Source organism: Mesorhizobium atlanticum, assembly GCF_003289965.1.
In the GTDB taxonomy this organism is placed as follows: domain Bacteria; phylum Pseudomonadota; class Alphaproteobacteria; order Rhizobiales; family Rhizobiaceae; genus Mesorhizobium; species Mesorhizobium atlanticum.
In genome coordinates this window covers 277520-296044 of the sequence record NZ_QMBQ01000006.1, presented here as the reverse complement: position 1 = coordinate 296044, position 18525 = coordinate 277520, and the positions used below count along the sequence as shown (strand labels likewise).

Sequence of the window (18525 nt, the reverse complement as noted above, 5' to 3'; positions counted from 1 at the left end):
AGCCAGCGCTTGCGCATCGCGGCGACCCTGTCATGATGGTAGCCGGACATCTGTCAGGGGTGGTAGCGCGTGACGCCGCATATCGAGGCGGAGAAAGGGGATTATGCCGAAACGGTGCTGTTGCCGGGTGATCCCGAGCGCGCTCAATGGATGGCGGAAACTTTTCTCGAAGCGCCGCGCTGCGTCAACCGCCGAAGGGGCGCGCTGGGCTTCACCGGCCGGTTCCGCGGCAAGTCGGTCAGCATCCAGGCGACCGGCATCGGCGTTTCATCCTTCCTGATCTACGCCCATGAATTGCTCGACTATCATGGTATGAAGACACTGATCCGTACCGGCACCAGTGGCGGCTTGTCGGAAGATGTACCCCTGCGTGGGCTCGTCATCTCCAGCGAAGTGCGGGCAGAGAGCGCGATCAGCGGACAGGTGTTCGGACTTTACCAGCCGGCGGGACCGGATCCGGCGCTCCATGCGCTGGCGCTGCGACGCGCGGCCGATCTCGGCATCGCCTGCAGCGCCGGACTGACGATCTGCAGCGACGTGTTCCACCATCCCGACGGCCGCGCGCGGTTCGACGAGCCGAGGGCGCTCGGCGCGCTGGCGGTCGATATGGAGACCAGCGCGCTCTATCGCATAGCGGCGCAGTTCGGGGCGCGCGCGCTGTCGCTGCTCACCGTGGTCGATCATGTCGCGACCGGCGAACTGACCGATTATTCGGAGCGACAGGCCCTCTTCACCGACATGACCCGGCTGGCGCTCGAGGTCGCGGCAGAGAGTTAGGCGGCTTCCCGCTTCAACGCGGCCTGCTCCTCGGCGCTGGGGCGGTGGCCGCGCAGATAGAGCGCGCAGGTCGTGCGCAGCATGGAAGCGAAATTCGGGATCTGGCCGTTGATCTCGATCGCCTCGTCATAGAGCTTCGAGATAAATTTCGGTGTGGTCAGTCCCTGGCTGTCGGCGATCTCGTCAAGCAGACCCCAGAACGTCGCCTCGAGCTGGATGCTGGTCGAATGACCGTCGATGCGGATCGACCGGTTGATCTGCCGGTAGCCTTCCGGGTCTTGCCCGGCGAAGACTCTGCACATCGGTACCTCCCGTTTTTGTTTGTCTTGGGCGCCGATTGCGTGGGCCGGCGCCTTTTTGAACACTGCCTGCGTTTGTCATCTTCGATCCGATGGCCGGCAACGGCAATCAGACTTTCGTCCTTACGCGCGGCGAGACTACCCATTTTCAGGCCGCACGCGTGGTAATCGGCTGCCACCACCATTTTTCGCCGGCGCGCATAATCGGCTTCGAAAAGCATGAAGTGCTCACGGAGTCCGATTTGGCGAAGACGATCCATTCCATGATCAGGGTTCTCGACGAGGCAAGGTCCGTCGATTTCTACAACAAGGCCTTCGGTCTCGAGGTCGCGCAGCGGCTCGATTTCGAGACCTTCACGCTCATCTATCTCAGCAATGGCGACTCGCCTTTCGAGGTGGAGCTGACGGTGAACAAGGGGCGTACCGAGCCTTATGCGCTGGGCGACGGCTACGGCCATCTCGCCGTCTCGGTCGCCGATCTCGACAGCGAGCACGATCGGATCGGCGCGCTCGGCTTCAATCCGAAGAAGATCGTCGAGTTCAATCACGACGGGGTGCGGATCGCCCGCTTCTTCTTCATCGAGGATCCTGACGGCTACAAGATCGAGGTCCTGCAGCGGGGAGGGCGCTTCCAATAGGGACATTCCGCCGCGGAGAGGCGCGGCGCCAGCAACGGCACTTTTCCAGGGTGCGAACAGCAAGCAGGGAGGAAAATCATGGTTACAGTCTATGAAAAGAAACCGGGTCACGAGAAGAAGGCCGGGCTATCGCGGCGCGAGCTTCTCAAGCGCGGCGGCGCAGGCGCGCTGCTCATCATCTCGGGCAGCGCCGTCATCAGCCCCGAACACGCCTGGGGTCTCGAAACCTCGGCGCTGAAGCCCGAGACGATGGCGACGCTGATCCAGGTGGCGCGCGACATCTATCCGCATGACCAGGTGCCGGACAAATATTACGCCATTGCCGTCAAGGGCCATGACGAGACGGCGGCCAAGGACCCGGCCCACAAGGAACTGATCGAGAAGGGCATCGCCGAGCTCGACAAGAAGGCCGGCAAGGGCGGCTATCGCGGACTCGGCTGGGAAGAGCAACGGGTCGCGCTGCTCACCGATATCGAGAAGACGCCCTTCTTCCAAGCGGTTCGCGGCGGCCTCGTTGTCAGCCTCTATAACCAGAAGGAGCTCTGGCCGATCTTTGGCTACGAGGGCGAATCCTATTCCAAGGGCGGCTACATCGCGCGCGGCTTCAACGACATCGAGTGGCTGTAGGCCGCTCTGCCCCGAACCGCATTTCGACAGATTTCATGGGAGGAAACCATGGCAGCATCATTCGATCTCAAGAACGACGGCGTGGTCGTCATCATCGGCTCCGGCGCCGGCGGCGGCACGCTCGGCAACGAACTCGCCCAGAAAGGCATCGACGTCGTCATCCTCGAGGCGGGCGCCCGCCACGAATATGAGGACTTCATCAACGACGAGTGGGATTCCTTTGCCCAGCTTGCCTGGAAGGACAAGCGCACCACGTCGGGCGATTGGCGCGTCGCCAAGGACTTCCCGAACCTGCCGGCCTGGATCGTCAAGTCGGTCGGCGGCTCGACAACACACTGGGCCGGCGCCTCGCTGCGCTTCCAGGAACATGAGTTCAAGGCGGCCACGACCTACGGCAAGGTCAAGGGCGCGAACCTCCTCGATTGGCCGGTAACGTTGGCCGAGATGGAGCCCTACTACGCAAAGGCTGAAGCCAAGATGGGCGTCACCGGCACCAACAACTGGCCGCGGCTGCCCGGCAACAACAACTTCAAGGTGCTCAAGGCCGGCGCCGACAAGCTCGGCTACAAGGAATGCCATACCGGCAACATGGCCATCAATTCGGTGGAGCGCGACGACCGCAACTCATGCCAGCAGACCGGCTTCTGCTTCCAGGGCTGCAAATGGGGCGCCAAATGGTCGACGCTCTACACCGAAATCCCCAAGGGCGAAGCGACCGGGCACCTGGAGGTCCGGCCGAACTCGATGGTGATCAAGATCAACCATGACGCTTCCGGCAAGGTGACCGGCGTCGTCTATGCCGACAAGGACGGCAAGCTGCAGGAACAGAAGGCCCGCATCGTCGCTGTCGCCGGCAATTCGATCGAGAGCCCGCGCCTGCTGCTCAATTCGGAATCATCGAAATTCCCGCACGGGCTGGCCAACTCGTCGGGACAGGTGGGCAAGAATTACATGCGCCATACCACCGGCTCGGTCTACGCCATCTTCGATAAGCCGGTGCATATGTATCGCGGCACCACCATGGCCGGCATCATCCGCGACGAGGCGCGGCACGACCCGTCGCGCGGCTTCGTCGGCGGCTATGAGATGGAGACGCTGTCGCTCGGCCTGCCGTTCATGGCGGCCTTCCTGAACCCTGGCGGCTGGGGCCGTTCCTTCACCACGGCGCTCGACCACTACGACCATATGGCCGGCCTGTGGATCGTCGGCGAGGACATGCCGCGCGAGGAGAACCGCATCACGCTGCACAAGGACGAGAAGGACGAGCACGGCATGCCGATCGCCGACGTCCATTTCGATGATCATCCGAACGACGAGGCAATGCGCAACCATGCCTACAAGCAGGGTCAGGCGCTTTACGCCGCGGTCGGCGCGACCAGGACCTTCCCGACGCCGCCTTACCCGTCCACGCACAATCTCGGCACCAACCGGATGAGCGAGAAGGCGGAAGACGGAGTCGTCAACAAGCACGGCCAGTCGCACGACATTAAGAACCTGTTCGTCTCCGACGGCAGCCAGTTCACCACCGGCGCGGCGGAAAATCCGACGCTGACCATCGTGACGCTGGCGATCCGCCAGGCCGACTACATCGCGGCGCAGATGTCGGCCAAGACCATCTGAAGCGGTTCGGCGTAACCGCCGACCCGCTTCAGCTATTTTTGTTTGACGCAATTCCGGACGGAAAACCGCTGAGCACTTTTCCTGGAGTTGCGTTTGTCCTCCCGACTGCCTGCTGGCGCGGGACCCGAAAGGGTTCCGCGCCTTTTTTATGCGGGCTATCTTCTGGTGCAGGTCGAGGCGGTGAAGGCGCCGTCCTGCTGCTTCATGATGATGTCGAAGGAGGGACCGCTAGGGTCGTCGAGCGTCGCCTGGGTCATCGAGATGGAATTGCCGCCGCTTGTATAGCCGCCGAGCGGACCAAGCCAGGTGATCTCGCCATTGGGGTTCATCTGGTAGTTGTAGGCTTGCGGCGTGGCGCCGAAGGTCACCGGGCCGCTATAGAGGTTGCCCTTGATGGTGATCACGCCGAGGTCGAGGAACAGGCCGAGCAGGTAGACCTCGCAGTGATAGGCGCCGTCGGGCAGCTTGCCGTCGGTGAAATCGGCCTGGGCGCTGCCGGCGGCGGAAAGGAGAGTCAGGAAGCTCAGGATCGTTCGCAGGGCCATGACGTCGCTCGTTTGCGCGGCGACCTTGCCCCATTTTACCCCGGCCCTGCAACAGGCCCGATCAGCCAGTTTTTGCCTTTATGATGAAATTTAAGGCATTTTTGCTGTTTGGGCAAAATCTAGGCAGCCCTGCGTAAACTTTTCTCAACTTAATCGCGTGGACAGCAGATCGACAGTTTCCCGGCTACTGCATAACCGGCTGTAATCTCATCGTTATCCCGCAATTCCGTTGAGCGCATTCCCGTCTGGCACGTCGCTTGCACAGTTTATGCTGCGGTGCAAACAATCATGCTTGGGAGTGTGTCATATGAGGGGTAACTTCGCGAAAATAACAAAAATCCTGTCGGCGGGCGTCGTCGCCGCCGGCCTGCTGGCATCGGCTTCCGCCAAGGCGGCCGAAGACACGATCAAGGTCGGTATCCTCCATTCGCTGTCGGGGACCATGGCGATTTCGGAGACGACGCTGAAAGACGTCATGCTGATGCTGATCGACGAGCAGAACGCCAAGGGCGGCCTGCTCGGCAAGAAACTCGAAGCCGTGGTCGTCGACCCGGCGTCCAACTGGCCGCTCTTCGCCGAAAAGGCGCGTGAGCTGATTTCCAAGGACAAGGTCGCCGCCGTGTTCGGCTGCTGGACCTCGGTGTCGCGCAAATCGGTGCTGCCGGTGTTCTCTGAACTCGACAACATCCTGTTCTATCCCGTCCAATATGAGGGCGAGGAGAGCGAGCGCAACGTCTTCTACACCGGTGCGGCACCGAACCAGCAGGCCATCCCGGCCGTCGACTACCTGATGAGCGCCGATGGCGGCTCGGTGAAGCGCTGGGTGCTTGAAGGCACCGACTATGTCTATCCGCGCACCACCAACAAGATCCTTGAAGCCTATCTGAAGTCGAAGGGTGTGCCGGCTGAGGACATCATGGTCAACTACACGCCGTTCGGCTTCTCCGACTGGCAGACCGAGGTCTCGGCGATCAAGAAGTTCGGCTCTGCCGGCAAGAAGACCGCTGTCGTCTCGACCGTCAACGGTGACGCCAATGTGCCGTTCTACAAGGAGCTCGGCAACCAGGGCATCAAGGCTGAGGACATCCCGGTCATGGCCTTCTCGGTTGGCGAGGAAGAGCTTGCCGGTCTCGACACCAAGCCGCTGGTCGGCCATCTCGCCGCCTGGAACTATTTCGAGAGCGTCAACACGCCCGAGAACAAGAAGTTCATCGCCGACTGGCACAAGTTCATCAAGAACAACAAGCGCACCACCAACGACCCGATGGAAGCTCACTATATCGGCTTCAACATGTGGGTGAAGGCGGTCCAGAAGGCCGGCACCACCGATCCGGACAAGGTCATCGACGCCATGGTTGGCGTTTCGGTGCCGAACCTCACCGGCGGCTATTCGACGATGATGCCGAACCACCACATCACGAAGCCGGTGCTGATCGGTGAGATCCAGGCCAATGGCCAGTTCCAGACGGTCTCGAAGACGCCGGGCCTGGTGATGGGCGACGAATGGTCCGACTACCTGCCCGATTCCAAGGACCTGATTTCCGATTGGCGCGCGCCGCTCAGCTGCGGCAACTTCAACGTCAAAACCGGCAAGTGCGGCGGCAAGGGCACCAACTGATCCTCCCCAGGCTGGACCATCAGGTCCATGCCCAAGACTGCGCGCGTCCGGACGGTTTCCTCCACCGTCCGGACGCCAATTAAACCCTCAAGGGTCACCAAGTACCGATGAAGACCTTCCGTGCGATTGGCCTCACGCTTTTGTTCCTGCTGACGACGCTGTCGTCCTCGGGCGCTGCGGAAGCCGATCTGCGTGCCATCATCGCCAAATTCGCGACAGCTGCGGACTTTTCCGAGACTGGAGTTATCGTTCGCGAGTTGACAGCCACAGGCGATCCGGCTGTCGAACGGCCGCTTGCTGCATTGGCGGAAGGCAATCTTTACATTCGCGCCGCCGACTCGATGGTGTTTGTCGGCAAGGAAGGGAGCGACAGCATCCAGCTTTTCGACCCGCTGAGCGGCGAGGCAGCGGGCGAGGCTTCCGCAGATGACTTAACCCAGGTCGGCGTCAACAACACCTTGCGCCGCACCATCCGCGATGCGTTGGGCACGCTGACGCTTGGTTCCAAGGATCCGACTGTCCGCATCGCCGCCGCCAACACCATGTTCAAGACACCCGATGCCGCCAACATCGAGCCGCTCGACGCAGCGATCGCCAGTGAAACCGTGGCGAGCGTCAAGGCTTTGCTGGAGCAGGCGCGTGCTGCATCCATACTGGTTTCGGACAAGCCCGATGCGGACAAGCTCGTCGCAATTGCCCTGATCGGTGCGCGTGGCGACCGCGACGCGGTGTCGCTCCTCACCTCCGTTGAGGCCAACGCCTCCGGAGCAGTCAAGGAAGCGGCGACAGCCGCAATTGCGAGCATCAATTCGACGCTGGCGCTTTGGGATGCCGGGCAGAACATCTGGTACGGCATTTCGCTCGGCTCGGTGCTGCTGCTGGCCGCGATCGGGCTCGCCATCACCTTCGGCGTCATGGGCGTCATCAACATGGCGCATGGCGAGATGGTTATGCTTGGCGCCTACACCACTTTCGTCGTCCAGCAGGTGATCCGCGCCTCGTTTCCCGACCTGTTCGACTGGTCTCTGGTGATCGCGCTGCCGCTCGCCTTCCTGGTCGCGGCACTGGTCGGGCTGGCGATCGAGCGCGGCATCATCCGCTTCCTTTATGGCCGTCCGCTGGAGACGCTCCTGGCCACCTGGGGCGTTTCGCTGATCCTGCAGCAGGCGGTGCGAACCATCTTCGGACCGACCAACCAGGAGGTCGGCAATCCGTCCTGGATGTCGGGCTCGTTCGATATCGGCCAACTGGCCATCACCTGGAACCGGCTGTGGATCCTGGTGTTCGCTCTCGCCGTGTTCGCGGTGCTGCTCTACGTCATGAAGCGCACCCCCTGGGGCCTGCAGATGCGCGCCGTGACCGCCAATCGGCGCATGGCCGCCTCGATGGGCATCAAGACGCCCTGGGTCGACGCGCTGACCTTTGCGCTTGGCTCCGGCATTGCGGGCATCGCCGGCGTGGCGCTCAGCCAGATCGACAACGTGTCGCCCAATCTCGGCCGCGGCTACATCATCGACAGCTTCATGGTCGTGGTCTTCGGCGGCGTCGGCAATCTCTGGGGCACGTTGGTCGGGGCCTTCTCGCTCGGCATCGTCAACAAGTTCCTCGAGCCCTATGCCGGCGCGGTGCTGGGCAAGATCGTCGTGCTCGTGCTGATCATCCTGTTCATCCAGAAACGCCCGCGCGGCCTGTTCGCGCTGAAGGGCAGGGCGGTGGAAGCATGATCACGCAACGCTTCTTTGCCGCCGACCGCCGGATTGGCGTTACGATCGTCGCGCTGCTCGCGGCAGCCATCGTCGTGCCGCTGCTCGACCTCGCGGTGTCGCCGCAAAGCGCTTTCTATATCCCGCCCTATATCGTGGCGCTGGTCGGCAAATATCTCTGCTACGCGCTGCTGGCGCTCGCGCTCGACCTGGTGTGGGGCTATTGCGGCATCCTTTCGCTCGGCCACGGCGCCTTCTTCGCGCTCGGCGGCTATGCGATGGGCATGTATCTGATGCGTCAGATCGGTTCGCGCGGCGTCTACGGCAATCCGATCCTGCCCGACTTCATGGTGTTCCTGAACTACAAGGAATTGCCCTGGTTCTGGTACGGCTTCGATCATTTCTGGTTCGCGGCGCTGATGGTGCTGGCCGTGCCCGGACTGCTTGCCTTCGTCTTTGGCTGGTTCGCCTTCCGCAGCCGCGTCACCGGCGTCTATCTGTCGATCATCACCCAGGCGATGACCTATGCGCTGCTGCTCGCCTTCTTCCGCAACGACATGGGCTTCGGCGGCAACAACGGCCTGACCGATTTCAAGGACATACTCGGCTTCAGCGTGCAGGCGGACGCGACGCGCTCGGCGCTGTTTGCGGCCAGCGCCGTCACGCTCGCGCTTGCCGTCTTTGTGACCGCGGCCATCGTGCGCTCCAAATATGGCAAGCTGCTGATGGCCGTGCGCGATGCCGAGAGCCGTACCCGTTTCCTCGGCTGGCGGGCTGAGAACGTCAAGCTCTTCGCCTTCACCGTCTCGGCAATCATGGCCGGCATCGCCGGCGCGCTCTACGTGCCGCAGGTCGGCATCATCAATCCCGGCGAATTCGATCCGGCGAACTCGATCGAGGTGGTGATCTGGACCGCCGTCGGCGGGCGCGGCACCATCGTCGGCCCGATCATCGGCGCGCTGCTCGTCAATGCCGGCAAATCCTGGTTCACCGGCGTGCTGCCGGAATTCTGGCTGTTCGCGCTGGGCGGGCTGTTCGTCGCCGTCACGCTGTTGCTGCCTAAGGGCATCGTCGGCATGTGGGACAGCTGGCGCGGCCGGGCCAAGGCGCTGCGCGCAGCATCGCTTGCCGCGGAAGCCGGGAACGATCCGCAGGCGCCGGAGCCGAAGATCGTTCGCTCGGCGGCAAGGACGCCGGGCGCCTGGTCGGCCACCGGCCCCGAACCGCAGCCGGCGGAGTGAGCGGTCATGAGCAAGTCGAACACCATCCTTTACCTCGACGGCGTCTCGGTCTCCTTCGACGGTTTTCGCGCCATCAACAACCTATCGCTGGTGCTCGACAAGGGCGAGATGCGGGCGATCATCGGGCCCAACGGCGCCGGCAAGACGACGATGATGGACATCGTCACCGGCAAGACGCGGCCGGACGAGGGCGAGGTCTTCTTCGACGGCCAGGTCGATCTCACCCGCCATGACGAAGCCGAGATCGCCATGATGGGCATCGGCCGCAAATTCCAGAAGCCGACCGTCTTCGAAAGCCACAGCGTCGAGGACAATCTGATGCTGGCGCTGAAGGGGCCGCGCTCGATCTTTCCGGCGCTGTTCCATCGCCGTTCGGCGGCCGAGGCGCGACGCATCGACGACATCCTCGGCATCACCCGTCTCGGCGACAAGCGCGACGAGCTCGCCGCGAATCTCAGCCACGGCCAGAAGCAGTGGCTGGAGATCGGCATGCTCTTGGCGCAGGACCCGAAGCTCTTGCTCGTCGATGAGCCGGTCGCCGGCATGACCGATGCCGAAACCGAGGAGACCGCGCGCCTGCTCAAGGACATCGCCCGCGATCATTCGGTCGTCGTCGTCGAGCACGACATGCATTTCGTGCGCGAGCTCGGCGTCAAGGTCACCTGCCTGCATGAGGGCTCGGTGCTCTCGGAAGGCACGCTCGATTTCGTCTCGGCGGACGAGCGCGTCGTCGAAGTCTATCTGGGGCGCTGAGCATGGTCTGGCGGGTTCCGTTCTATCGTTTCGATTTCGCTTTCCTGAAGCGCTGGAGAAGGGGCTGACCATGCTCGAAGTCTCCAACGCCACGCTGCATTACGGCGCCGCCCAGGCGTTGCGCGGCGTCTCGCTGAAGGCGGGCGCCGGCAAGATCACCTGCGTGCTCGGCCGCAACGGCGTCGGCAAAACCAGTTTGATGAGATCGATCGTCGGCCACCACCGGCTGACGAGCGGAAGCGTTGCCTTCGAGGGGAAGGCGCTCGACCGGAGCGCGGCGTATGACCGCGCCCGGTCGGGCATCGCATTCGTGCCGCAGGGCAGGGAGGTTTTCCCCCTGCTGACGGTGCGCGAGAACCTGGAATCCGGTTTTGCGCCGCTGCGGCGCGCAGACCGCAACATTCCGGCCCATGTCTTCGAGCTGTTTCCGGTGCTGAAGCAGATGCTCGGCCGCCGCGGCGGCGACCTTTCCGGCGGGCAACAGCAACAGCTCGCCATCGGCCGCGCTCTGGTGATGCGGCCGAAGCTCTTGGTGCTCGACGAGCCGACCGAAGGCATCCAGCCGTCGATCATCAAGGATATCGGCCGCGCCATCCGCTATCTGCGCGACCAGGCGGGGATCGCCGTGCTTCTGGTCGAGCAATATCTCGACTTCTGCCGTGAGCTTGCCGACGAGGTCAACATCATGGATCGCGGCCAGATCGTGCATACGGGGCCGGCGGAAGACCTCGATAGGGCGGACGTTCGGAAGTTCCTGACGGTGTAGCGCCGATCTGCATCCTTGGGTGCAGCAAGGAGCGCGGCGACGCCGCGCTGACCAGGGATCATGTCATGACCGATGTCGGATGATGCGGCGGTGCAGAATAATAGCCGTCCAATGTTACACCTGCCGTCCTCCGTTCTGTGCCGTTAGTGGCGCTTCGAAGTAACGACATGGATCCTTGGGTTTTCGCTCCGCTTCGCGTCGCTGCGCCCAAGGATGATGAAGTTGTTGTGCGCTCTGACGCGCTCAATACTCCATGCTAGTCTTTCGCAGGCCTTGGTGAGTCGGCCGCTTTCCGTACCAGTCGCGAATGAGGGGGGGAAGGCGCGCGGACACCGCCCGCAAGTTCCACGCAAGCAAGCCTGCCTAGCTTTCCCCGCAGTGATTGTCGGTCAATGCGTCCAAGAAGACTCTTGCCAGGGGACGGCGATGGAACGTTTTGTCGAGGACTATCAGAAGCGGCGCCTCACCGAGCGCGTCGATATCATGACCGCGATCAACATCCTGATGTCACAAGGCTATGACGAGGATGATTTGATCGGCGAAATGACCAAGGTTTTTTACGTCGACCTCGATGCCTTCAACGACGTGATTGCCCACCACTGAGAGTGAGCAGGCGACCGGAAAAGGTCACCCGGCGAGGCGGAAGTCCAGGACACGATTGCGGCCGGCGCGCTTGGCGGCATAGAGCGCCTTGTCGGCGGCGCTGAGCACTTTTTCGAAGCTCATGCCGTCTGTGCTGCCGAAGGCGAAGCCGGCGCTGACCGTGCAGCGCAGCGGACCGGCCTCGGTCTGAACAATGCGCGCCGCGAACACAGCCCTGACACGTTCGGCTGTCGCTTCGGCTGTCTCGGGCAGGGTGCGTTTCAGAACCATGGCGAATTCCTCGCCGCCCATGCGGGCGACGGAGTCGGTAGAGCGTAGACCGGCGGAAAGCACTTCGGCAAAGACCTTGAGCACCTCGTCCCCGGCGGCGTGACCGAACTCGTCATTGATCGCCTTGAAGCCGTCGAGGTCGAACACAACCACAGCGGTGAAGGCGTTGACGGGCATGCTGCCATGCAGGTCGAACAAAGCGCGGCGGTTGAGAAGGCCGGTCAAGGCATCAGTTTGCGCCTCGCGCTGGTGGTGGCGGGCGAGCCGACCCTGGTTGAGCGCCAGCGACAATGCGCCGATACCGGTCATGGAGGCGATCACGATGACGAGGCTCAGATCCTCCGCCCAGTTGCTCGGCGCGTGACCGAGAACCAGTTTGCCGTCCCATGCCAGCACGGCCGCGCACAACACGAAGGATGCCGCGGTCAGCGAATAGAGCAGCGACACGCCGATGAGATGGACGGGCGCCTCAGCGCGGCCCCGCCAATATTCATAGGCGGTGCCGAACAGGAGCAGCGCGGCGAGAGCGTTTTCCAGCATGAAGCCCAGCCCATCATAGCCGAAGGCCATGGGCGGCAGCGCGAGAGCATAGGAAATGCCGGTGCCGAGCGCGATAAGCGGCAGGGGCGAGCGCCTGGTCCTGAATTGATGGGCGGCGCCCAGCATGACCGAGAACCCCAGCAAGAGCAGCGCCAGCGTCAGCACGCCGAGCGTCGTTCCGGGTCTTGCGATATAGGCCTCGTAGGCAAAGACCTCGACCACCACGACCAGCACGCTGACCGCCCAGGTCAAAAGGAACTTGTCGGAACGGGCGGTCAGCCACGTTCCGAACAGCGTGAGGCTGAGGCAAGCGGCGGAGAAGCCGACGGCCAGAAGCAATGAATTGTAGTCGAGCAGCATGCATGCGTCCTTGCCGGCGCCGGGCTTCTGCAACCTGACGTAGGTCCATTAGTGGAGCAAGGAAGTATCGATTACGTTACGATAGCGGTGAAGATGCCGGATTTTCCCGCACTATAGGATTGTTACCGACAAGAGCAGGGCAAGGCCGATCGCCATCATCAGCAGCCCCGGCCAATTCTGTGAAAGGCCGAGGAAGCGGAGGCCCCGTCGGCGTGGCTCGATCGTCGGGCCAGGCGTTGCGAGGTATGGCTTCGGGCGATCCGGGGCTGCAGGTGCCGGATCACTAAGTTGCCCACGCCGGAGGACTGCTGCGGCCATGTACACAATCCCGGCGACAGTAAGTAACGCTCCAACGAGGATAACAGCCATATCGCCCGCTTTCTTCGGGTTTCTCCCGAATACCCAGCCAGCGTTCAGCGCCCAACCGCCATGAAACCGGCTCCCCGGCGAGATAGGCAAAACGGTCGAAATGCCCGGTAAGTTCCGGCTGAGCTACGCAATGTCGTCCTTTCAAGGGCTCGCCGCCTTAATCGGCTACCCGCTTCATCAGCGCCATGGCGCCGAAGGGCGCGCGCACCTTGCCTTCGGTGATGAAGTAGACAAACACGTCGCGCGGCTTGACCGGCGCATCGGTCTTCGGGTCGGTGCGCGGCAGGTCGGCAGGCTGCTTGCCCTGCGCCCATGTCTTCACCCGGCCCGCCCATTCGTCGAGGCCTTTCGGGGTATAGCAATCGGGGTTGTCGTCGCTGCCGGTCTGCAATCGCGCATAGACGAAATCGCCGGTGACGTCGGGAATCGCCGGATATTTGGCATGGTCGGCGTAGACGATTGCGGCGTTGTATTTTCGGGCGAGCGCGGGAAACTCCGGCACGATGAAGCTGTCGTGGCGCACTTCGAGCGCGTGGCGCAAAGGCACGCCGTCCTGCTTCTCGGGCAGGAGCTTCAGGAAGGCCTCGAAGTCATCCGCGTCGAATTTTTTCGTCGGCGCGAACTGCCACAGGATCGGCCCGAGCTTCTCGCCGAGGGCGGTGACGCCCGAGCCGAGGAAGCGCATCATCGATTCGCCGGCTTCGCCGAGCACGCGGCGGTTGGTGACGAAGCGGTTGCCCTTGAGCGAGAAGACGAAGCCCTCCGGCGTGTCTTTGGCCCACTTCACAAAGGTCGGTTCCTTGAAGCTGGAATAATAGGTGCCGTTGACCTCGATGCTCGGCACCTGGCGACTGGCGTAGTGGAGCTGCTTGGCCTTGGCGAGCTTCTCCGGATAGAAGGAAGTGTCCCAGGGCTCGAAAGTCCAGCCGCCCATGCCGGCGCGGATTTTTCCTTGGGCAGTCATCGTCTTCCTCCTCCGTTCGAATATGATCAGGCCGCCCGGTCGACAGGCTTGGCCATGTCGACCAGCGTCCATCCTGGCCGGTATGGATTGGCGCGGCGACCCGTTTCGCGAAAACCGTAAGCCGCATAGAGCGCGATGTTCCGCTCCATGCGCGAATTGGTATAGAGCCGCACCTCCGGCACTGCCCATGATCGCGCCTGCTCGTCGGCGAAATCGAGCAATCTGATCCCAAGCTTCCGGCCCTGGAAGACCGGCGCGACGGCGACGCTGAAGATCATGGCGTGGTCGGGATGACGCTCCAGGACGATCAATCCGGCGAGCTTTGAGCCTTCTTCCAGCAGCCAGACTTCGCCGCGCTCAATGCGCGGTCCATAGTCCTCGGTGACCGGGACCGGCGGTCCACCGACGATGGGCGTGTAAGGCGCATAGGCATCCGTGGTCAGCGCGACGACGGCTGCGAGGTCTTCGGGGCGGGCCAGTCTCATGATTGGACCACTCCGGCTGCGGCCGCGACAACCTTTTTCATCCCGGCAGCCATGGCCGCGACGGCATCGAAGCGGCTTTCGATGGAGATCAGGCCGTTACCTGCCATCACTCCGCCGCTTCGCGCTTACCCCCGGGCCGGCGCTCCAGAAGCTCCTTCAGGAACTGGCCGGTATAGCTGCGCTTCTCGCGCACGATCGCTTCCGGCGTGCCTGATGCCACCAACTCGCCGCCGCCGTCGCCGCCTTCGGGGCCGAGATCGAGCACCCAGTCGGCGGTCTTGATCACTTCGAGATTGTGCTCGATGACGACCACCGTGTTGCCCTGATCGACCAACTCATGCAGCACTTCGAGCAGCTTGGCGACGTCGTGGAAATGCAGGCCGGTGGTCGGCTCGTCGAGGATGTAGAGCGTCTTGCCTGTCGCCTTGCGCGACAGTTCCTTGGCGAGTTTTATCCGCTGCGCCTCGCCGCCGGACAAAGTCGTCGCCTGCTGGCCGATATGGATGTAGCCCAGGCCGACCTGCTTCAGCGTCTCCAGCTTGTCGCGCACGCCGGGCACCGCTGAGAAGAACTCGACGCCTTCCTCGACCGTCATGTCGAGCACGTCGGCGATCGACTTGCCCTTGAACAGCACGTCCAGCGTCTCGCGGTTGTAGCGCTTGCCGTGGCAGACGTCGCAGGTGACGTAGACGTCGGGCAGGAAGTGCATCTCGATCTTGATCACGCCGTCGCCCTGGCAGGCTTCGCAGCGGCCGCCCTTGACGTTGAAGGAGAAGCGGCCCGGCTGGTAGCCGCGCGCCTTCGCTTCGGGGAGGCCCGCGAACCAGTCGCGGATCGGCGTGAAGGCGCCGGTATAGGTCGCCGGGTTGGAGCGCGGCGTGCGCCCGATCGGCGACTGGTCGATGTCGATGACCTTGTCGAGGAATTCCAGCCCCTCGATGCGGTCGTGCTCGGCCGGATGCTCGCGCGAGCCCATGATGCGGCGCGAGGCCGCCTTGAACAGCGTCTCTATCAGGAAGGTCGATTTGCCGCCGCCCGACACGCCGGTGACCGCGGTGAAGGTGCCGAGCGGGATTTCCGCCGTCACGTTCTTCAGATTGTTGCCGCGCGCGCCGACCACCTTGATGCGCCGGTTCTTCTTCGCTTCGCGGCGCACCGCCGGCGTCGCCACTTCGAGCTCGCCCGACAGATACTTGCCGGTGATCGAGGCGGGCGTCGCCATGATCTGCTGCGGCGTGCCCTGGGCGATGATGCGGCCGCCATGGATGCCGGCAGCCGGACCGATGTCGACGACATAGTCGGCATGCAGGATGGCGTCCTCGTCATGCTCGACGACGATCACCGTGTTGCCGATGTCGCGCAGGTGCTTCAGCGTATCGAGCAGGCGCGCATTATCGCGCTGGTGCAGGCCGATCGACGGCTCGTCCAACACATAGAGCACACCGGTGAGGCCGGAGCCGATTTGCGAGGCGAGCCGGATGCGCTGGCTCTCGCCACCCGACAACGTGCCGGAGTTGCGCGACAGCGTCAGATAGTCGAGGCCGACATCGTTGAGGAAGCGCAGCCGCTCGCGGATCTCCTTGAGCACGCGCACCGCGATCTCGTTCTGCTTCTCGTTCAACTGCGCCGGCAGGTCGGTGAACCACTGGTCGGCCTTGCGGATCGACAGTTCGGTCACTTCGCCGATATGCTTGCCGCCGATCTTCACGGCAAGCGCCTCCGGCTTCAGCCGGTAGCCGTTGCAGGCGGGGCAGGGGGTGGCCGACATGAAGCGCTCGATCTCCTCGCGCATCCAGGCCGATTCCGTTTCCTTCCAGCGCCGGTCGAGATTGGGGATCACGCCCTCGAAGGTCTTGGTGGTCTTGTAGGAGCGCAGGCCGTCATCATACTGGAAGGTGATCTCGCGCTCGCCGGTGCCGTGCAGCACGGCTTCTTTCGCCTCCCCGCTCAGGTCCTTGAACTTGTCGCCGAGCTTGAAGCCATAGGCCTTGCCCAGCGCTTCCAGCGTCTGCGCGTAATAGGGCGAGGTCGACTTCGCCCACGGGCTGATGGCGCCGTCGCGTAGCGAGACGTTCTCGTCCGGCACGACGAGGTTGGGATCGATGGCCCGCTGGCTGCCGAGGCCATCGCAGGTCGGGCAGGCGCCGAACGGGTTGTTGAAGGAGAACAGCCTCGGCTCGATCTCGGGAATGGTGAAGCCGGACACCGGGCAGGCGAATTTTTCCGAGAACAGGATGCGCTCATGCGTCTCGTTCTTCGACTTGTTGACCGAGTCCTCGCCGGTCAGGCTGGCGTCGAGCGGCCGGTCGGCGAACTCGGCCACGGCCAGCCCTTCGGCGAGCTTCAGCGCCGTTTCCATCGAATCCGCGAGCCTGGTCGCAAGATCGCCTCGCACGACGATGCGATCGACCACCACGTCGATATCGTGCTTGTACTTCTTGTCCAGCGCCGGGACGTCGGCGATCTCATAGAAGACGCCGTCGACCTTGACGCGCTGAAAGCCCTTCTTCTGCAGTTCCAGCAGTTCCTTGCGGTATTCGCCCTTGCGGCCGCGCACGATCGGCGCCAGCAGGTAGAGGCGCGTGCCTTCGTCCAGCGCCAGCACGCGGTCGACCATCTGGCTGACCGTCTGGCTTTCGATCGGCAGGCCGGTGGCCGGCGAATAGGGGATGCCGACACGCGCGAAGAGCAGGCGCATGTAGTCGTAGATCTCGGTGACGGTGCCGACCGTCGAGCGCGGGTTGCGCGAGGTGGTCTTCTGCTCGATCGAGATGGCGGGCGACAGGCCGTCGATCTGGTCGACGTCCGGCTTCTGCATCATCTCCAGGAACTGCCGGGCATAGGCCGACAGGCTCTCGACATAACGCCGCTGGCCTTCGGCATAGATGGTGTCGAAAGCGAGCGACGACTTGCCGGATCCGGACAGGCCGGTCATGACGATCAGGCTGTCGCGCGGCAGGTCGAGATCGATATTCTTGAGATTGTGTTCGCGCGCCCCGCGAATGGAAAGATATTTATGATCGGCCATCGCCGGTCGCCGCCTCAGATCTGGAATTTGCTGGATTGGGCGGGTTTGTCCCGTCCATCCCCTATGTAGGTATTTTCGCCGCCACGTCGAGAGACGCCACAATCTCGACGGAACACGCCAATCCTGGGTTTAACCGCCTTTCGCGCGAGCGGGCAAGCAGAAAGAACAAAGACCGAACACGCTCCTGACAAAGCGCTGTGGAAACAATCGCGTTGGGCGTTGTGGAAACAATCGCTCGAAGAGTCGTGAAGACAGGTGCCGCCGATGCCCACCTCGTTGATTTCCGGAGCCACTCGACTTACCCGTACGTAACCTCCCGGCGATCACATTTTTCGGTAACCGGCTATTCAACGGTTGACGCCGGCGACTCACGGGGGCAGTCTCAAAGGCGTCAACGAAGCCGGCCGTCTTTCGATGGCCTCGCCGCCCAACTGGCGACCTGCGAGACGCCGCAGGTGATAGCGATTAGCGCTTCGAACGACATTGTCGCAACGGACCCAGGAGCGGAGCATGACGCCACCGGACAGTCCCTTGAGGCTCCACACGGAGATGGAGCCGCGGCGGGCATAAGTGCCAGGGCAGACTTGAAACGCCAGCCCGACAAACCGTGACTTGCCGATTCCCTACAATCAGAGACCATAGTCGGATCGTCGGCCAAACGCCGCGTTGCATCCGAAACAGAACGCCGGCAGTCCACTCCCGGCTAAAGTTGGATTTAAGATCCATGAAGCCCCATCCGTCTGCTCAGCAGGGATGGGGCTTATATTTTTTGCGATCATCGCAGGTTCGCCGTTGGTCGGAGCCCCCCAACTTCGTCATCCTTGGGCGTAGCGACGCAAAGCGGAGCGAAGACCCAAGGATCCATGCCGTTACCTCAGCCGACGAGCGCAGCGGAGCAGAATTCTGAACCGTGCTGGCACGTTGAAGTTCACGGCATGCATCCTCGGGCCTGCGCCGCGTCGCTTCGCTCCTTGCTCCGCCCGTGGATGACGAAAACGCGCTTCAGTCGATCGCTGCTAAATCAGTGGTTCGGCAGCTTCATGCCGCCTGTCGCCATGTCGACTGTGATGCTGCCGCCGATCCTGACATCGGTGTTGCCGATCTTGAACGAGCCGTCGCTGCCGGCCGGCAGCGCGTCCTCGGGTTCCGGCTGTGGCGCCGGTTTGGCGATGCGGTAGCCGCCGCTGACGCCCGGCAGTTTTTGCGACGGGCTGTCGTCGGCAAGCGCGGTGCCGGCCATCAGCGCGCCGGCAAGAGCGGCGAGGGCGGCGCATAAATGTCTGGGCTGAACGGACCTGATCATGCGCGGACTATAGGGA

Annotated in this window: 17 protein-coding genes; 10 read left to right on the top strand and 7 right to left on the bottom strand. The window is 63.0% G+C overall.

The genetic code is table 11. The annotated features are described in order from the left end of the window. The first annotated feature begins 69 nt into the window (after nucleotides 1-69). On the top strand, nucleotides 70-777 hold the full coding sequence (locus tag DPM35_RS22215) for a DeoD-type purine-nucleoside phosphorylase (RefSeq protein ID WP_112129372.1): 708 nt from the start codon (nucleotides 70-72) through the stop codon (nucleotides 775-777). Here DPM35_RS22215 and DPM35_RS22210 read toward each other — a convergent pair. Continuing rightward, a complete protein-coding gene (locus DPM35_RS22210; protein ID WP_112129371.1) occupies nucleotides 774-1079 on the bottom strand; it encodes a ribbon-helix-helix domain-containing protein in 306 nt (101 codons plus the stop codon). The two genes, DPM35_RS22215 and DPM35_RS22210, sit on opposite strands and share 4 nt — an antisense overlap. Before the next feature lie 239 nt (nucleotides 1080-1318). On the opposite strand from DPM35_RS22210, the gene DPM35_RS22205 reads away from it, so the two are divergent. The 3 genes from DPM35_RS22205 (at nucleotide 1319) to DPM35_RS22195 (ending at nucleotide 3961) form a co-directional block, all read left to right on the top strand. Continuing rightward, nucleotides 1319-1714 carry a VOC family protein gene (locus DPM35_RS22205; protein ID WP_112129449.1) on the top strand — a complete coding sequence of 132 codons (396 nt, stop codon included), beginning with the start codon at nucleotides 1319-1321 and terminating at the stop codon, nucleotides 1712-1714. A gap of 78 nt (nucleotides 1715-1792) precedes the next feature. Further along, nucleotides 1793-2341: a gluconate 2-dehydrogenase subunit 3 family protein gene (locus DPM35_RS22200; RefSeq protein WP_112129370.1), complete on the top strand. Its 549-nt coding sequence runs from the start codon at nucleotides 1793-1795 to the stop codon at nucleotides 2339-2341. Between the two features lie 48 nt (nucleotides 2342-2389). Continuing rightward, nucleotides 2390-3961 carry a GMC family oxidoreductase gene (locus DPM35_RS22195; protein ID WP_112129369.1) on the top strand — a complete coding sequence of 524 codons (1572 nt, stop codon included), beginning with the start codon at nucleotides 2390-2392 and terminating at the stop codon, nucleotides 3959-3961. A 155-nt stretch (nucleotides 3962-4116) separates the two neighbouring features. Here the strand turns inward: DPM35_RS22195 and DPM35_RS22190 are convergent, their stop codons facing one another. Next, entirely contained in the window at nucleotides 4117-4506 is a 390-nt protein-coding gene (locus tag DPM35_RS22190) for a hypothetical protein (protein ID WP_112129368.1), read from the bottom strand. 307 nt (nucleotides 4507-4813) lie between these two features. On the opposite strand from DPM35_RS22190, the gene urtA reads away from it, so the two are divergent. From urtA to DPM35_RS22160, 6 genes are all read left to right on the top strand, one after another. After that, on the top strand, nucleotides 4814-6124 hold the full coding sequence (urtA, locus tag DPM35_RS22185; RefSeq protein ID WP_112129367.1) for an urea ABC transporter substrate-binding protein: 1311 nt from the start codon (nucleotides 4814-4816) through the stop codon (nucleotides 6122-6124). A 107-nt stretch (nucleotides 6125-6231) separates the two neighbouring features. After that, nucleotides 6232-7848: an urea ABC transporter permease subunit UrtB gene (urtB, locus tag DPM35_RS22180; RefSeq protein ID WP_112129366.1), complete on the top strand. Its 1617-nt coding sequence runs from the start codon at nucleotides 6232-6234 to the stop codon at nucleotides 7846-7848. Further along, entirely contained in the window at nucleotides 7845-9068 is a 1224-nt protein-coding gene (urtC, locus tag DPM35_RS22175; RefSeq protein ID WP_112129365.1) for an urea ABC transporter permease subunit UrtC, read from the top strand. Before urtB ends, urtC begins: the two co-directional genes overlap by 4 nt. 6 nt (nucleotides 9069-9074) lie before the next feature. Beyond that, nucleotides 9075-9821 (top strand): urea ABC transporter ATP-binding protein UrtD, encoded by a 747-nt coding sequence (gene urtD, locus DPM35_RS22170; protein ID WP_112129364.1) that lies wholly within the window; start codon nucleotides 9075-9077, stop codon nucleotides 9819-9821. Between the two features lie 70 nt (nucleotides 9822-9891). After that, complete coding sequence (gene urtE / locus DPM35_RS22165) at nucleotides 9892-10587, top strand: urea ABC transporter ATP-binding subunit UrtE (RefSeq protein WP_041000655.1); 696 nt, start codon at nucleotides 9892-9894, stop codon at nucleotides 10585-10587. Between the two features lie 426 nt (nucleotides 10588-11013). Beyond that, a complete protein-coding gene (locus DPM35_RS22160) occupies nucleotides 11014-11190 on the top strand; it encodes a hypothetical protein (RefSeq protein WP_095818617.1) in 177 nt (58 codons plus the stop codon). Between the two features lie 24 nt (nucleotides 11191-11214). On the opposite strand, the gene DPM35_RS22155 is transcribed toward DPM35_RS22160, so the two are convergent. The 5 genes from DPM35_RS22155 to DPM35_RS22130 form a co-directional block, all read right to left on the bottom strand. After that, nucleotides 11215-12360 (bottom strand): GGDEF domain-containing protein, encoded by a 1146-nt coding sequence (locus tag DPM35_RS22155; protein WP_112129448.1) that lies wholly within the window; start codon nucleotides 12358-12360, stop codon nucleotides 11215-11217. A 526-nt stretch (nucleotides 12361-12886) separates the two neighbouring features. Next, nucleotides 12887-13693, bottom strand: a complete 807-nt coding sequence (locus DPM35_RS22145; RefSeq protein ID WP_112129362.1) for a DUF72 domain-containing protein — start codon at nucleotides 13691-13693, stop codon at nucleotides 12887-12889. 26 nt (nucleotides 13694-13719) lie between these two features. Continuing rightward, nucleotides 13720-14178: a GNAT family N-acetyltransferase gene (locus DPM35_RS22140; protein ID WP_112129361.1), complete on the bottom strand. Its 459-nt coding sequence runs from the start codon at nucleotides 14176-14178 to the stop codon at nucleotides 13720-13722. Between the two features lie 106 nt (nucleotides 14179-14284). Then, nucleotides 14285-17206, bottom strand: a complete 2922-nt coding sequence (gene uvrA, locus DPM35_RS22135; protein ID WP_112129360.1) for an excinuclease ABC subunit UvrA — start codon at nucleotides 17204-17206, stop codon at nucleotides 14285-14287. Nucleotides 17207-18227: 1021 nt separating this feature from the next. Further along, nucleotides 18228-18509, bottom strand: a complete 282-nt coding sequence (locus DPM35_RS22130) for a hypothetical protein (RefSeq protein ID WP_112129359.1) — start codon at nucleotides 18507-18509, stop codon at nucleotides 18228-18230. Between the last annotated feature and the right edge of the window lie 16 nt (nucleotides 18510-18525).

Excerpts from the sequence above, each read along its gene's own strand:
- DPM35_RS22210 (WP_112129371.1), bottom strand. The coding sequence starts at position 1,079 with ATGTGCAGAGTCTTCGCCGGGCAAGACCCGGAAGGCTACCGGCAGATC.
- DPM35_RS22200 (WP_112129370.1), top strand. The coding sequence starts at position 1,793 with ATGGTTACAGTCTATGAAAAGAAACCGGGTCACGAGAAGAAGGCCGGG.
- DPM35_RS22195 (WP_112129369.1), top strand. The coding sequence starts at position 2,390 with ATGGCAGCATCATTCGATCTCAAGAACGACGGCGTGGTCGTCATCATC.
- DPM35_RS22190 (WP_112129368.1), bottom strand. The coding sequence starts at position 4,506 with ATGGCCCTGCGAACGATCCTGAGCTTCCTGACTCTCCTTTCCGCCGCC.
- urtA (WP_112129367.1), top strand. The coding sequence starts at position 4,814 with ATGAGGGGTAACTTCGCGAAAATAACAAAAATCCTGTCGGCGGGCGTC.
- urtB (WP_112129366.1), top strand. The coding sequence starts at position 6,232 with ATGAAGACCTTCCGTGCGATTGGCCTCACGCTTTTGTTCCTGCTGACG.
- urtC (WP_112129365.1), top strand. The coding sequence starts at position 7,845 with ATGATCACGCAACGCTTCTTTGCCGCCGACCGCCGGATTGGCGTTACG.
- urtD (WP_112129364.1), top strand. The coding sequence starts at position 9,075 with ATGAGCAAGTCGAACACCATCCTTTACCTCGACGGCGTCTCGGTCTCC.
- urtE (WP_041000655.1), top strand. The coding sequence starts at position 9,892 with ATGCTCGAAGTCTCCAACGCCACGCTGCATTACGGCGCCGCCCAGGCG.
- DPM35_RS22160 (WP_095818617.1), top strand. The coding sequence starts at position 11,014 with ATGGAACGTTTTGTCGAGGACTATCAGAAGCGGCGCCTCACCGAGCGC.
- DPM35_RS22155 (WP_112129448.1), bottom strand. The coding sequence starts at position 12,360 with ATGCTGCTCGACTACAATTCATTGCTTCTGGCCGTCGGCTTCTCCGCC.
- DPM35_RS22145 (WP_112129362.1), bottom strand. The coding sequence starts at position 13,693 with ATGACTGCCCAAGGAAAAATCCGCGCCGGCATGGGCGGCTGGACTTTC.
- DPM35_RS22140 (WP_112129361.1), bottom strand. The coding sequence starts at position 14,178 with ATGAGACTGGCCCGCCCCGAAGACCTCGCAGCCGTCGTCGCGCTGACC.
- uvrA (WP_112129360.1), bottom strand. The coding sequence starts at position 17,206 with ATGGCCGATCATAAATATCTTTCCATTCGCGGGGCGCGCGAACACAAT.
- DPM35_RS22130 (WP_112129359.1), bottom strand. The coding sequence starts at position 18,509 with ATGATCAGGTCCGTTCAGCCCAGACATTTATGCGCCGCCCTCGCCGCT.